The organism is Aquimarina sp. EL_43 (genome assembly GCF_943422735.1).
GTDB classification, from domain to species: domain Bacteria; phylum Bacteroidota; class Bacteroidia; order Flavobacteriales; family Flavobacteriaceae; genus Aquimarina; species Aquimarina megaterium.
Genome location: NZ_CALSBR010000001.1, coordinates 2,438,359 through 2,452,898, shown reverse-complemented (window position 1 = coordinate 2,452,898; position 14,540 = coordinate 2,438,359). Strand labels below are relative to the sequence as shown.

Below are 14,540 nucleotides of genomic sequence, written 5' to 3'. Positions count from 1 at the left end.
CACTATTCACAAATCATATATTCGCACTTTTATTAATCAACTCAAAACTCATAAAACAATCATTTATACCTGTTTATTGCCTAAAATAGCAATCTTAAAAAATTCTATTTCTCAATTCATACCTCAATCGACATATCAAGAATAATGTTTTTGATATATCTAAAATCATTTAGCTATGTGTATGATAAAACAGAATAGTATATTTGAAGCCACTAATAATAACAAACATAATGGCACCTGTAGTTTCTGGGTTTTCTAAACTCTCTAAAACTGATAAAATCAAATGGTTAGCAAAGCACCATTTTAATGATGATCAAAATGCAGTAGACACTTTAGTAACCTATTGGAATTCTGATGATGGGCTTCAACAGCTTCATGATGAATTCACCGAAAACACTATTTCTAATTATTACCTACCTTTTTCGGTAGCACCAAATTTTCTTATTAATGATAAGCGTTATACGCTGCCTATGACCATCGAAGAAAGTTCTGTGGTTGCTGCAGCAAGTAAAGCTGCTAAATTTTGGCAAACACGTGGTGGTTTTAAAGCCAAAGTACTATCAACTATAAAAGTTGGACAGGTGCATTTTATGTATACTGGAAAATCTGAAAAACTACAACAATTTTTTTCTATAATTAAACCTAAGTTATTAGCATCTGTGTCCCATATGACTAAAAATATGGAAAAACGAGGTGGTGGAGTAATTGACATAGAGCTTAGAGATAAAACCACAGAAATTGATAACTACTATCAATTGCATTGCACTTTTGAAACTGTAGATGCTATGGGAGCTAATTTTATTAACTCCTGCCTGGAGCAGTTTGCAAAAACAATGACTACAGAGGCAAAAGAATACCATAGTTTTTCTGCTACAGAAAAAGATATTGAGATTATTATGAGTATTCTCTCTAATTATGTCCCACAGTGTTTGGTAAAAGCTTCTGTATCTTGTGATATCAATGATTTACCCAACACACCATCACTTTCTTCTTTGCAATATGCCAACAAATTTGTGAGAGCAGTACGCATTGCCGAGGTTGAACCCTACCGCGCAGTAACACATAATAAAGGGATTATGAATGGTATAGATGCAGTAGTATTAGCTACAGGGAATGATTTTAGAGCAATAGAAGCAGGAGCACATGCTTATGCATCAAGAAATGGTAAATATACAAGCCTTACTCATGCCAAAATACAAAATAACATTTTAACTTTCTCTATTACACTACCTCTTGCGTTAGGTACTGTTGGCGGCTTAACTTCTCTTCATCCTTTAGTAAAATTAGCATTGCAGCTTCTCGAAAAACCTAATGCCAAAAAACTTATGGAAATAACAGCTGTAGCAGGGCTCGCCCAAAATTTTGCAGCCATAAATTCACTGATCACTACAGGAATTCAACAAGGGCATATGAAAATGCATTTGATGAATATTCTAAATCAATTTAAAGCCACAGAAGACGAAAAAAAACAACTTATAAAATATTTTGAAACAAATGCTGTTACCCATAGTGAAGTAGTAACACAGATTGAAAAACTAAGGGCTTAAAATGAAAAAATCCTTTTATAGTCATGGTAAATTATTGCTTACAGCCGAATACTTAGTATTAGATGGTGCATGCGCTCTAGCAATACCTACCAAAAAAGGGCAATGGCTACTAATTGAAGAAAATGATTCTTCTCAAATGCTATGGAAAAGCTTTGATGAAGAAGGAAATTGTTGGTTTGAAACTATTTTAACCATAGAAGACAACGCTTTTAAACAAACTCAGGATACTACTGAAGAAAGTAACATCGCTACTACTCTCATTGATATTCTTAACGTTGCAAAAGAATTAAATCCTAATTTTCTTTCCTCTGGGAAAGGATATCGTATAGAAAGCAGATTAGAGTTTCATAAGGAATGGGGGCTTGGATCCTCTTCTACTTTAATTAATAACATTGCACAATGGGCAAAAGTAAATGCATTTACTTTACTCGAAAAAAGCTTTGGAGGTAGTGGGTATGATATCGCATGTGCACAGCATGATTCTCCTATTTTATACAAACGTAATGAAGGGAATCCCACTGTAAAAGCTGCTAATTTTGACCCTTCTTTTAAAGAGAATATTTTTTTTATTTATTTAAATCAAAAGCAGGATAGTAAAGCTTCTATTAAACATTATCAGGCATTACCATTAAAAGATTTTGATAATGCTGAAGTAGCAATAAACGAAATTACGTCTAAAATATTGAATTGTTCTACTATAGATGAGTTTAATACGCTACTAGATTTACACGAAGAAATTATTTCTAAAATTATTAAAACTCCTACGGTAAAGTCTACCTTATTCTCTGATTACCCAGGTAGTATTAAAAGTCTTGGCGGTTGGGGAGGAGATTTTATTTTGGTTACCGGAAATTCTTCAGAAATGGAGTATTTTAAGAAAAAAGGATACCACACTATACTTCCTTATGCTGAAATGATTTTATAATTGTAGTTAAAATATAGGATCATAGAGTACATAAAATACATTAATATGTTCTCTTGATGAAATCATTTTATTAAGTCAATTACTCCTTAGTGATTGACTCTAATTATCTCCTTACAGGATCAGACATCTTCAAAAACTCACATTAACCCCTCTTTTTTAATTAGTTACATTCTTGTGAACATCAAAAAAATGTGTTAAAAATTTATTTTAATTCAATTATTCAATATATTTGTTGAATAATTGAATCAATAATGAACAAACAAGAATTCAAAAACAGTATTTACCAGGAGATTGCTAACGTGGCAAAAGCCTTAGCAAATCCTTACAGACTTCGAATCCTTAATCTTATATCTCAAGACAATTATTCTGTAGAGCAAATTGCAAACGAGATAGGAGTATCAATTGCCAATGCTTCACAGCATCTACAAGTACTTAAAAAGGTGAAACTTCTTAAAACAACAAAGAATGGGCATTATGTGATTTATTCCTTATCTAATAAAAATGTATATACACTTTGGAACTCTCTACAAAGTTTTAGCTTACAAAACAGTCTAGAAATACAGGCAACTCTACAAAACTTTAAACAAGAGAAATTTGCATCGGTATCTTCGATCAACATCGATGAAATAGTGGCAAACACCAATCTTGATGATTTATATTTTTTAGATGTTCGACCTGAAAAAGAATTTAAAAAAGAAGCAATTGCAAATGCAAAATCCATACCGATAGAATCTCTCAAAGACAATATAACTCAACTCCCAAAAAATAAGCAAATAATAGTGTATTGCAGAGGCCCTTTATGTGTTTTTGCAGATGAAGCAGTTCAATATCTTCAAGAAAAGGGTTATGATGCAATTCGCCTTCAGGAAGAAGTTTTAGAATGGAAACAAAGAGGATTACCAGTTAATTAAAATAAAGAGTACTATGAATTTGAAAAATACAAAAACGATCAAAGTAGCAGATCTCAGAACCTTATTAGAAAACAAGGTTCCTATTCAAATTTTAGATGTAAGACCTAAAGAAGAACGCGAAGAATGGAAAATTCCTGAGAGTGATTTTGTAGATGTCTATACTCAACTAAAAGCAGGAGAAAAAAACCTATTTTCAGAAATTAATTTTTCAAAAGACATACCCGTTGTAACCGTTTGTGGTGCAGGAAAAACCAGTTTAATAGCTGCAGAACAACTTCAAGAAAGAGGTATAAAAGCATATTCTTTAGAAGGTGGGATGCGCGAATGGACAACCGCATGGAATACAGCACAAATCAAGGATAACCAAGAAACAACAATCATTCAAATTCGTAGAACAGGAAAAGGCTGTCTATCCTATATCCTAGAAAATAATGGAGAAGCAATTATCATTGATGCCTCTATAAACGATAAGGTTTATACCAATATCGCTCAACAAAATAATTGGAAAATAAAATATGTTATAGATACTCATATCCATGCAGATCATTTCTCGAGAGGAAAACAGCTAGCAAAGAAATCCAATGCCATTTTATTACTTCCCGATCAAAATATAATAACATATGATTTTGAGCCAATTACAGATGGCACTATTCTTAACTTCGGCAATGCTAAGCTTGAAGCAATTCATACACCTGGACATACACATGAAAGTTATTCTTACTTGGTAAATAATGAATCTTTATTCTCTGGAGACACCTTATTTACAACAGGTGTTGGAAGACCCGATTTAAAAGCCACAAAAGAAATCGCAAAGAAAAAGGCCAGTTTACTATATCAATCATTACAAAAATTAGTTACACTTCAAAACTCTCTTATCGTTTACCCTGGTCATATTAGCCACCCTGTTTCATTTGATAATAATATGGTATGTCGTAGTCTCGGAGATATAAATAAGAATGTGAATGTATTACAACTTAATGAAGAAGATTTTATTGATAGTATACTTCAAAAAATTCCTGAAACTCCACCAAATTATGAAGAAATCGTAAAGCTAAATATAAAAGGAAATGCAAAAGGAGCAGATTTAATTGAACTGGAAGCAGGTGCAAATCGTTGTGCCATATCTTAATCTGCTTTTTAAACAAGTTAATTATAACCAAATGGAAGAAAAAAACATACGACTAGGGTTGAAAGAAAACTGGAGGCAATTTACACTTTTGTTGATTGTAAATGCTTTTGTTGGAGGAATGGTAGGATTAGAACGTACTATACTTCCAAAATTAGCAGAAGAAGAATTCTCAATTATTGCCACCTCTACAGTATTATCATTTATAATTGTTTTTGGAGTCGTAAAAGCCATTACCAATTATTTTACAGGAGTATTAGCAAATAGTATAGGACGTAAGAATCTATTGATTATCGGATGGGTAATAGCCGTTCCTATTCCGTTTATCTTAATCCATGCTCAACATTGGAACTGGATTATTTTTGCCAACGTATTGTTAGGAATCAATCAAGGGTTAACCTGGTCAAGTACCGTAGTAATGAAAATCGACTTAGTAGGAGAAAAACACCGTGGATTAGCCATGGGGCTTAATGAATCTTTCGGATATTTTTCTATTGCTCTTGTTGCATTTACTACAGGATGGATCGCTTCTGAATACGGTTTACGCCCGTATCCATTTTATCAAGGTATAGGCTTTGTTGTATTGGGCTTATTGATTAGTATTTTTTTCATAAAAGATACTGCAAAACACGTTGCAGCAGAAACCAAAATAAATGGCATAAAACCTCTTAAAAACATTTTTTGGGACACTACATGGAGAGACAATAATTTGGGATCTATCTCACAAGCAGGATTTATTAACAACCTAAACGATGGAATGATCTGGGGAATACTCCCAATTATCCTGGCCAATAGAGGTTTTGGTTTAAAAAATATCGCAATCATTGTTGCTGTATATCCTGCTATATGGGGAATCGGACAATTAGTAACCGGAAAACTATCTGATCACTACAATAAAAAAATGATGCTATTTATAGGAATGGCATTACAAGGCATTGCATTAATTTTAATGTTTTGGGCAACTTCTTTAATCCAATTCCTTACACTCTCATCGATCTTGGGGGCAGGAACAGCCATTGTATATCCAACTTTTTTATCTGCTATTGCAAGTTTTACCCACCCTAAACAAAGAGCTCAAGGTATTGGAGTTTTTAGGCTATGGAGAGATTTGGGGTATGCTTTTGGTGCATTATTAACAATAAGTATGGCCCAATTTTTTGAAGTAGATATTACAATAATTACAATAGGAGTATTAACCATAATATCATCAATCATTATTAAAATAAGGATGACTTAATATGAACACGCCATTTATTTATTTGGATTACAACGCTTCTACACCAATAGATCCCAGAGTGACAGATGTAATGTTTCCTTTTTTAACTAATCATTATGGAAACCCTTCTAGTATTAATACCCAGGGAATAAAAGCCAAAGAAGCTATCGAAAAAGCTCGTAAACAAGTAGCAAATCTTGTAGGAGCTACTCCCGAAGAAATTATATTCACCAGTGGTGGAACAGAATCAAATAACTATGCAATTATCGGTGCAGCATTGGCCCATAAAACAAAAGGAAATCATATTATCACATCATCAATAGAACATCCTGCTGTACTAGAAGTATGCAAACACCTAGAAAACCAAGGATTCAAAATCACTTATGTAAATGTTGATAAAAACGGAATTGTTGACATTAATCAAATTGAAAAAGCAATATCACCAGAAACTATTTTAATTTCTATTATGCATGCTAATAATGAAATTGGTAGTATACAACCAATACAGGAAATAGGTAAAATCGCAAAGAAACACAATGTTATTTTTCATACAGATGCTGCACAATCTATAGGCAAAGTGATAACTAATGTTGCCGATCTAAGTGTTGATTTATTAACAATTGCTGGGCATAAATTTTATGCTCCAAAAGGTATTGGTGCATTATATATCAAAAACGGAACCTCTTTACATAAATTAATGCATGGCGCAAGTCATGAATTTAACAAACGGCCAGGGACCGAAAATACGATGTATATAGCAGGTTTAGGAAAAGCTTCTGAAATTGCTTATCAAGAATTTGAAATAAACACAACACAAATGCAAATAATGAGAGATTATTTGCTAGAACAATTAAACAACCTAAACCTGGATACCATTATAAATGGAGATTTACAAAAAACTTTGCCTAATACTCTTAATATTAGTTTTAGAAATATTGATGCGAATGCAGTTATATTCAGCTTAAGAAATGAAATAGCTGTATCTGCGGGTTCAGCCTGTCATTCTGGTGCAACTAATGTATCCAACATACTCAAATCAACTTTATCTGATTATGAATACGCCAAAGGGACATTCCGGTTTTCGGTAGGCAAAAACACTACCAAACAAGAAATTGATCGTGCAATATCGATTCTTTCTAAAGCTTTTACAAAGCATCAAACTACATAGAAATAAAAGCAACACTATAAAAATCATATTACAGACGCTACAAATTAAGTTATAGATTCTTATTTTTAAATTTTTCAAAACAAAAGCGCTTCAGTTGTACAACTGAAGCGCTTTTGTTTTATACTAAAAAACTTTACTTATAACTCTAAAGCCTTAGTTACATTATTATCCATTAGCAATTCTTCTGGATTCTCTAATGCTTCTTTTACCGCTACAAGGAATCCTACAGATTCTTTACCATCGATAATTCTATGATCATAAGATAATGCCACATACATAATAGGTGCTACTACAATTTGTCCGTCTCTTACAATTGGGCGCTCTACAATATTATGCATCCCTAAGATAGCACTCTGTGGAGGGTTAATAATTGGTGTAGATAACATACTACCAAAAACACCACCATTAGTTATAGTAAAAGTTCCTCCTGTCATTTCATCAACAGTGATTTGACCGTCACGTGCTCGAATTGCCAATCGTTTTACTTCAGATTCTACTCCTCTGAAACTTAAATTTTCTGCATTACGAATCACAGGCACCATTAATCCTTTAGGACCAGAAACTGCAATACTAATATCCTGAAAATCATAAGAAATCATTTCTTTACCATCAATCATCGAATTTACCGCCGGGAATAATTGCAATGCTCGCACACAAGCTAGAGTAAAGAAAGACATAAATCCTAAGCTTACTCCATGTTTACTTTTAAATGTTTCTTTGTATTGACTACGAAGGTTAAAAATAGGTTGCATATCCACTTCATTAAAAGTGGTTAGCATTGCCGTTTCATTTTTAACTGAAACCAAACGTTCTGCCACCTTACGACGAAGCATTGATAATTTCTTACGCGACTCTCCTCTGCTTCCTAATCCCGGGGTTCCCATAGCTGGTTTTGCATCTAATGCATCAGCTTTAGTAATGCGTCCATCTCTACCCGTTCCCTTTACCTGGCTAGCATCTATACCTTTTTCGGCAAGTACTTTTTTAGCTGCTGGAGAAGCAGTTCCTGTTGCATAAGTTTCTGTTTTAGCAGGAGTTGCTGGAGTTTTTTCCTTTTCCTCCTCTACTTTTGGAGCTTCTTCAGCAGGAGTTGATTTTGCTGCGCCACCTTCGGGTTTAGCCGCCTCTGTATCAATAAGACACACGACTTGACCAACTGCCACTGCATCACCCTCTTCTGCCTTAAGTGTTATAATTCCACTTGCTTCAGCGGGTAATTCTAAGGTTGCTTTATCACTGTCTACTTCGGCAATTGCCTGATCTTTTTCGACATAATCACCAGTCTCAACAAGCCATTGAGCTATTTCTACTTCTGTAATAGATTCTCCCGGTGATGGGACTTTCATTTCTAAAGCCATAATTCTGAATTTATCCTTTGTACAATTTCCTTTGGAAACTTTTAACTATACTTATTTACTAAATTTTTATCTTCTTTGATTATTTTTTGTTTTATCAAACACGTAATCAATTACTTGTTGATGTCTTCTCTTAGATCTTGTTGCACTACCTGCTGCAGGAGCTCCATATGATCTTCTACTTGCAAATCTAAATGTTTTTGCTTCATCATAATTCATTAACATATGACTTAACGCACCCATATTACGTGGTTCTTCTTGTGCCCAAACCACCTCATCTGCTTTATATTTTTTGATTATAGCATCCATCTCTGCCACTGGCAAAGGAAATAATTGCTCTATCCGTACCAAAGCAACATCCTTTCTTCCTAGTTTTTCTTTTTCTTCTAATAAGTCATAATAGAATTTACCTGTACAAAAAACTAGTGTTTTTACAGCTGTAGCTTTTGCATCTGGGTCATCTAATAGTGTTTGAAACTTGCCATTGACAAATTCATCTACAGAAGAATGTACTTTAGGATGACGTAATAAACTCTTTGGCGTAAATACGATTAAAGGTTTACGGTATTTTGCTTTCATTTGTCTACGTAGCAAATGAAACAAATTAGCAGGTGTTGTTACATCGGCAACAAACATATTGTCTTTTGCACAAAGTTGAAGATATCGTTCCATACGAGCCGAAGAGTGTTCTGCCCCCTGCCCTTCGTAACCATGTGGTAACAACATCACCAAACCGTTTTGTAATTTCCACTTATCCTCTGCAGAAGAAATATATTGATCCAGCATAATCTGTGCACCATTACTGAAATCTCCAAATTGCGCTTCCCAGATTGTTAGAGTCTTTGGACTTGCCATGGCATATCCATAATCGAATCCTACAACTCCATATTCTGACAACAATGAATTATAGATATAGAAATCTGATTGATCACCTTTTAGATTATTTAATAACACTACCTCTTCTTCACTATCCTCTACTTTGATAACTGCGTGTCTATGCGAGAATGTTCCTCTTTCTACATCTTGCCCACTCATTCTTACATCGTACCCTTCTTTTAACAAAGAACCATAAGCTAATAGTTCTCCCATTGCCCAGTCTAATTGGTCTGTTTCAAAGAATCTTTTATGTCGGTCATTTACTATTTTCTCTATTTTACGAAGAAACTTTTTATCCGAAGGAAGCTTAGTAATAACTTCTGCTATTTCAGTAAGTTTATCTTTTGGATACGTAGTATCAACTACTTCCATCATTTTATCTTCTTGTATTCTTTCAAAACCGGCCCATTCATCTTGCATAAATGGAGTTATCACAGTTTTTTCTTGCTTACGAGAATCTTCTAATTCTTCTTCGAGAGATGCTTTATATTCTTTTTCAAGTTTAGCAACATAATCTTTATCAATAATACCTTCAGAAATCAATTTTTCTGCATAAATATCTCTCGGATTTTTGTGCTTAGCAATAGCTTTATATAGCTTAGGCTGAGTAAAGCGTGGTTCATCTCCTTCATTATGACCATATTTACGATATCCTAGTAAATCTATAAATACGTCACGACCAAAATTCATTCTGAAATCTAATGCAAAATTAGTTGCATGAACTACTGCTTCTGCATCATCTGCATTTACATGTAAAACAGGTGATAGAGTAACTTTACCAACATCGGTACAATACGTTGATGAACGTGCATCCAAATAGTTAGTTGTAAACCCAATCTGATTATTCACTATTATATGTATAGTTCCTCCGGTTTTATATCCATCTAGCTGAGCCATTTGAACAATCTCATAGACGAGTCCTTGTCCAGCTACAGCTGCGTCTCCATGAACCACTATTGGTAACACCTGAGAAATATTTTCTTTATAATGTGTATCTTGTTTTGCTCTGGTTATTCCTTCTACTACAGCACCTACTGTTTCTAGATGCGATGGATTAGGAGCAATATTCATATTAATTGCTTTTCCAGAATCTGATTCTCGTTTAGAGGTCCAACCCAAATGATATTTTACATCCCCATCAAATATTGCTTCCTCGTAGTCTTTTCCATCAAATTCACTAAAGATATCTTTTGGACTTTTTCCAAAAATATTTGTAAGTGTACTTAAACGACCACGGTGAGCCATACCCATTACAAATTCTTTTACTCCTAGATTAGCTGCCTTTTCTACCAGTGCATCTAAAGCAGGAATAAGAGATTCTCCTCCTTCGAGAGAGAATCGTTTTTGGCCAACATATTTAGTATGTAAAAAGCTTTCGAATGAAACTGCCTGATTTAATTTTCTAAGAATATGTTTCTTTTGTTCTGCAGAAAACTTAGTTCTATTGGTATTAAAATTAACCCGGGCCTGTATCCACTCTCGTTCTTCCGGATCACGAATATACATATACTCGATACCAACAGAATCACAATATATTTGTTCTAGGTGAACAATAATATTACTTAATGTATTGGGGCCAATCCCAATAATTTCTCCTGCATTAAAAACTGTATTAAGATCGGCCTGACTTAATCCAAAATTTTCTAACGCCAATGTTGGGATATATTTTCTTCGCTCTCTTACAGGATTTGTTTTGGTAAACAAATGCCCTCGAGTTCTATATCCGTCTATTAATCGAACTACCTGAAATTCTTTTTGAACATTTTGGGGAATAGCAACAGTTTCTCCTGGTGCTTGATCAACATACATAGTTTCTTCTGAACCATTAGCATTTTCTACTCCAAAATCAAATCCTTGAAAAAATGCTCTCCAACTAGGTTCTACACTATCAGGATTCTGTATATATTGATCATATAAATCTGCAAAAAATGCGGTATTAGCCGCATTTAAAAATGAATATTTATCCATATGTAAGTATTCAACTGTCTTTTAAATAATAAAACGCCACAAAAATACAATAATTACGGTATATTAGGTATCGAATTATTTATATTTATATTATAATTTTTCATAAAATTAACAATGAAAGTAAATGTTCATCAAAATATTAAAATCCTTGTCTTAGTTCTTTCAATTTTATTTTCCTTACAAAAAAGTTATTCTCAAAACGATGATTTTTGGTCCAATGTTAGTTTTGGAGGCAATCTGGGAATTGGTTTTGGCAATGATACTTTTAGTGGAGTAATCGAACCATCAGTACTATATAATTTTAATGAACAATTTGCTGCCGGAATGGGAGTTAGTTTTGGATATATCGAATCTAACAATTTTACAGCGACCAATTATGGAGGAAGTATACTTGCTTTTTATAGCCCAATACGAGAAATCAGACTCTCACTTGAGTTTCAGGAGATGGGAGTTTCGAGAACTCTTGAAATTGAAAACGCACAGGACCTGAAAGAAAATTATTGGTATCCGTCGCTATTTATTGGTGGTGGTTATCGTATAGGTAATGTAAGTGTTGGTATTCGTTATGACCTCCTTTATGATAGCAATAAAAGTATCTACGGAAGCGCCTACACACCCTTTGTTAGTGTGTTTTTCTAAAGAATTGTCTTACCACAAATAAAAAATACAATTATGTGGTTTTCCTCCATATTTCACGAGTTTTTTTTCAGCTTTGCGAAGTGTCCTATATTTATATCGTAGATCTTCAGCATCTGTAGTACAATCTACTTTTTTAAAACTAAGCGTATTAAAAAAATCCTGATCCCATTCTGATTGTTTTTTCATATCCTTCCTTTCATGACACATTACAATACGATTTTGCCGTAAAAATGTTCGATTCTCGGTAACATCTAACACTTTCTCCATTGAAAAAGACGTTTCTCTTTCGCTCTTGGTATAACGAGTATTAGATCGAATAATCTCGGTAAACGTTGTAAATAACTGTAGTGTATCATTTTCGATATAGTAATATTCTAAACTATTATCCCAGTTTTGCTTATAGATATGCTTTATCAATTTTAATTGATCATTTTTATAATAATAGTAAATGTTCCCTGAGAAATATTCTGAACAATGATATCTTTTGGATAATTGTTTAATCAAAGTGTCTCTTTCTTTTTTACCAACTTCTCTCAAAAACTCTTCATAAGAAATGTTTATTTTATCTTGAGAAAGATCCTGACCATAATTAATGGTTAATACGAAAAATAAGAAAATGCTACTATAGAACTTCATACGTTTAAGATTTCTAGTTATTCTACATTCTATTTTACATCTAAGATAAATTTTTGATCAATAGAATCTCATCCTTTGTTTCTATACCAAACCTTTTGCCACTCTCGCTTTAGAATCAAATACGCAGCATATTCTGCAATATCAACACTATCTTCAGAATCCAGGCTTCTTATCTTAGTTTCAGAGACATCTACAGCATACAACAAATTAAGGTACTCATTAAAAGCGTTCTGTAATTTTTCAACAAGCAAGTACGCCACTTCAGAAAACAGATCCTGAGGTGTTTTACTTTTGATATCATAATCAATCCCTGCACGATTCAGATCTTTTTGTAATTGCGCCAGAAACTGAGGATACAAATCAGAATTAGAAACCTCATCAATTAATTGCTTTGCAGTAATAAGACTATATCTGTTAGACACTTCGATTCATTAATTTTTCTCCAAATGATTTCAATATCGCTTTTTTATCTTCTGTAATAGAGAGAGTTTCTAAAACCGAAAATGCTTTATTCGTATATTTTTCAATCTCTAATCGTGTTTTATCTTTTGCCCCGGTGGTCTCAAAAAGATGTTTTATAATATCTATTTTTTGAGATGGGTCATTAGGAGTAAGAGAAAATAATTCTTTTAATTGCTTACGTTCCTCTTCACTTGCAAATTCCAAAGCTTTTAGATATAAAATAGTTTTTTTATTCTCAATTATATCTCCTCCTACTTGTTTACCAAAAGTCTTAGGGTCACCAAAAGCATCCAAATAATCATCCTGAAGTTGAAATGCTAATCCTAATAATCTTCCAAAATCATAAATCGAAGACCTACAATCTTCTGAAGCATTAGCAACGGTAGCTCCCATTCTCATCGCTGCGCCAACTAAAACCGCCGTCTTATATTCTATCATTTGGATATATTCGGGAATAGTTACATCATCTCTGGTTTCAAAATCAATATCATATTGTTGCCCCTCACATACTTCTATTGCTGTCTTGGTAAATAGTTTAGCCAGTTCTCTAAAAGTATTTCCTTCATAATTTTCAAACAATTGATAAGCATTAATCAACATCGCATCTCCTGAAAGAATTCCTGTATTTATATCCCATTTTTCATGAACAGTTTCTTTTCCTCTCCTAAGAGGAGCATCATCCATTATATCATCATGTATTAAGGAAAAATTATGAAAAATCTCTATAGCCAATGCTGCATCTAAAGCTTTTTTGTAATCTCCTCCAAAAATTTCAGAAGACATTAACACCAAAATCGGCCGCAATCGTTTACCACCAAGATTAAGAATATAGGATATTGGTTCATAAAGATTCTTGGGCTCTTTAGTTATCGTTTTTTTAGACAGATATTCTAAAAAACACCTCTGATAATCAGAAATTGTGTGCACAGTATTTTTTTATGCTAAAGTAATTGAAACTTTTTAAAAAACTAATGCTAATCATAATCTCGTATCTAAAACATTTTATTGATCAAAATCTGGGCGTAATGTTAAAAATTTGTAAAACTCAGGAAACTTTTATTGTTTTTAAAGTTTCCGTGTGTACATTTGGCAAAAAAATGAATCCCTTTAATGAAAGACAAAATAATAGAAAAAGCTAATGATATGTTTTTGAATTTGGGTTTTAAGAGTGTCACTATGGACGATCTCGCTACCGAAATGGGAATTTCTAAAAAGACAATTTACACACATTTTCAAAATAAAACAGCACTGGTAAAGGCAACTACAGATCATCTTTTTTGTACTATTTCTGATGGAATAGACGCTATTGTAGATCAAAAAAATGGGCCAATAGAAGAGCTATATGAGATTAAAGCTTTTGTATTAAGACATCTTAAAAATGAAAAGACCGCCCCACAATACCAGCTTCAAAAATATTATCCTAAGATATATAAGGCTCTTAAAGCTCGACAATTTGATATGATGCAAGAATGTGTTATTGAAAATCTTGAACGAGGAATTAATGAAGATGTTTTTAGAAAAAACATAGACATCCAATTTATTTCAAGAATATATTTTATTGGAGCAATTGGAATAAAGGATCAAGAAATGTTTCCGATGCAAAAATTCCCTATAACTCAACTTATGGCAGATTATCTGGAATATCATGTTAGGGGCATTGCCACAAAAAAAGGATTAGAAATTTTAAACAATCTACTAATAAAAGAGTAAT

General features: G+C 33.2%; 13 protein-coding genes. 8 read left to right on the top strand and 5 right to left on the bottom strand.

Features of this window, described 5'->3' with window-relative positions:
• Window positions 1–230 precede the first annotated feature (230 nt).
• The 6 genes from NNL09_RS10520 (at window position 231) to NNL09_RS10495 (ending at window position 6,893) form a co-directional block, all read left to right on the top strand.
• Entirely contained in the window at window positions 231–1,547 is a 1,317-nt protein-coding gene (locus NNL09_RS10520; protein ID WP_196911176.1) for a hydroxymethylglutaryl-CoA reductase, degradative, read from the top strand.
• A 1-nt stretch (window position 1,548) separates the two neighbouring features.
• A complete protein-coding gene (locus NNL09_RS10515; protein ID WP_196911154.1) occupies window positions 1,549–2,472 on the top strand; it encodes a GYDIA family GHMP kinase in 924 nt (307 codons plus the stop codon).
• A 251-nt stretch (window positions 2,473–2,723) separates the two neighbouring features.
• Window positions 2,724–3,383: an ArsR family transcriptional regulator gene (locus NNL09_RS10510; protein ID WP_196911155.1), complete on the top strand. Its 660-nt coding sequence runs from the start codon at window positions 2,724–2,726 to the stop codon at window positions 3,381–3,383.
• A gap of 13 nt (window positions 3,384–3,396) precedes the next feature.
• Window positions 3,397–4,512 (top strand): MBL fold metallo-hydrolase, encoded by a 1,116-nt coding sequence (locus NNL09_RS10505; RefSeq protein WP_196911156.1) that lies wholly within the window; start codon window positions 3,397–3,399, stop codon window positions 4,510–4,512.
• Between the two features lie 31 nt (window positions 4,513–4,543).
• Complete coding sequence (locus NNL09_RS10500) at window positions 4,544–5,746, top strand: MFS transporter (RefSeq protein ID WP_196911157.1); 1,203 nt, start codon at window positions 4,544–4,546, stop codon at window positions 5,744–5,746.
• Between the two features lies 1 nt (window position 5,747).
• On the top strand, window positions 5,748–6,893 hold the full coding sequence (locus tag NNL09_RS10495) for a cysteine desulfurase family protein (RefSeq protein WP_196911158.1): 1,146 nt from the start codon (window positions 5,748–5,750) through the stop codon (window positions 6,891–6,893).
• Between the two features lie 137 nt (window positions 6,894–7,030).
• Here the strand turns inward: NNL09_RS10495 and odhB are convergent, their stop codons facing one another.
• Window positions 7,031–8,251, bottom strand: coding sequence for a 2-oxoglutarate dehydrogenase complex dihydrolipoyllysine-residue succinyltransferase (gene odhB, locus NNL09_RS10490; protein ID WP_025667574.1), 1,221 nt, complete (start codon window positions 8,249–8,251; stop codon window positions 7,031–7,033).
• A gap of 66 nt (window positions 8,252–8,317) precedes the next feature.
• Complete coding sequence (locus NNL09_RS10485; RefSeq protein WP_025667573.1) at window positions 8,318–11,092, bottom strand: 2-oxoglutarate dehydrogenase E1 component; 2,775 nt, start codon at window positions 11,090–11,092, stop codon at window positions 8,318–8,320.
• Between the two features lie 114 nt (window positions 11,093–11,206).
• Between NNL09_RS10485 and NNL09_RS10480 the strand changes: the two genes are divergently transcribed.
• Window positions 11,207–11,731 (top strand): hypothetical protein, encoded by a 525-nt coding sequence (locus NNL09_RS10480; RefSeq protein WP_025667572.1) that lies wholly within the window; start codon window positions 11,207–11,209, stop codon window positions 11,729–11,731.
• 9 nt (window positions 11,732–11,740) lie between these two features.
• On the opposite strand, the gene NNL09_RS10475 is transcribed toward NNL09_RS10480, so the two are convergent.
• The 3 genes from NNL09_RS10475 to NNL09_RS10465 form a co-directional block, all read right to left on the bottom strand.
• Window positions 11,741–12,367: a hypothetical protein gene (locus tag NNL09_RS10475; protein ID WP_025667571.1), complete on the bottom strand. Its 627-nt coding sequence runs from the start codon at window positions 12,365–12,367 to the stop codon at window positions 11,741–11,743.
• A gap of 68 nt (window positions 12,368–12,435) precedes the next feature.
• A complete protein-coding gene (locus NNL09_RS10470) occupies window positions 12,436–12,789 on the bottom strand; it encodes a hypothetical protein (RefSeq protein ID WP_254514242.1) in 354 nt (117 codons plus the stop codon).
• Window positions 12,782–13,756 (bottom strand): polyprenyl synthetase family protein, encoded by a 975-nt coding sequence (locus tag NNL09_RS10465; RefSeq protein ID WP_196911159.1) that lies wholly within the window; start codon window positions 13,754–13,756, stop codon window positions 12,782–12,784. Before NNL09_RS10465 ends, NNL09_RS10470 begins: the two co-directional genes overlap by 8 nt.
• A gap of 183 nt (window positions 13,757–13,939) precedes the next feature.
• Between NNL09_RS10465 and NNL09_RS10460 the strand changes: the two genes are divergently transcribed.
• A complete protein-coding gene (locus tag NNL09_RS10460; RefSeq protein ID WP_025667568.1) occupies window positions 13,940–14,539 on the top strand; it encodes a TetR/AcrR family transcriptional regulator in 600 nt (199 codons plus the stop codon).
• Window position 14,540: the final 1 nt, after the last annotated feature.

Coding starts and splice junctions, on each gene's coding strand:
- NNL09_RS10515 (WP_196911154.1), top strand. CDS start 1,549: ATGAAAAAATCCTTTTATAGTCATGGTAAATTATTGCTTACAGCCGAA.
- NNL09_RS10495 (WP_196911158.1), top strand. CDS start 5,748: ATGAACACGCCATTTATTTATTTGGATTACAACGCTTCTACACCAATA.
- NNL09_RS10505 (WP_196911156.1), top strand. CDS start 3,397: ATGAATTTGAAAAATACAAAAACGATCAAAGTAGCAGATCTCAGAACC.
- NNL09_RS10460 (WP_025667568.1), top strand. CDS start 13,940: ATGAAAGACAAAATAATAGAAAAAGCTAATGATATGTTTTTGAATTTG.
- NNL09_RS10510 (WP_196911155.1), top strand. CDS start 2,724: ATGAACAAACAAGAATTCAAAAACAGTATTTACCAGGAGATTGCTAAC.
- NNL09_RS10500 (WP_196911157.1), top strand. CDS start 4,544: ATGGAAGAAAAAAACATACGACTAGGGTTGAAAGAAAACTGGAGGCAA.
- NNL09_RS10480 (WP_025667572.1), top strand. CDS start 11,207: ATGAAAGTAAATGTTCATCAAAATATTAAAATCCTTGTCTTAGTTCTT.
- odhB (WP_025667574.1), bottom strand. CDS start 8,251: ATGGCTTTAGAAATGAAAGTCCCATCACCGGGAGAATCTATTACAGAA.
- NNL09_RS10475 (WP_025667571.1), bottom strand. CDS start 12,367: ATGAAGTTCTATAGTAGCATTTTCTTATTTTTCGTATTAACCATTAAT.
- NNL09_RS10520 (WP_196911176.1), top strand. CDS start 231: ATGGCACCTGTAGTTTCTGGGTTTTCTAAACTCTCTAAAACTGATAAA.
- NNL09_RS10485 (WP_025667573.1), bottom strand. CDS start 11,092: ATGGATAAATATTCATTTTTAAATGCGGCTAATACCGCATTTTTTGCA.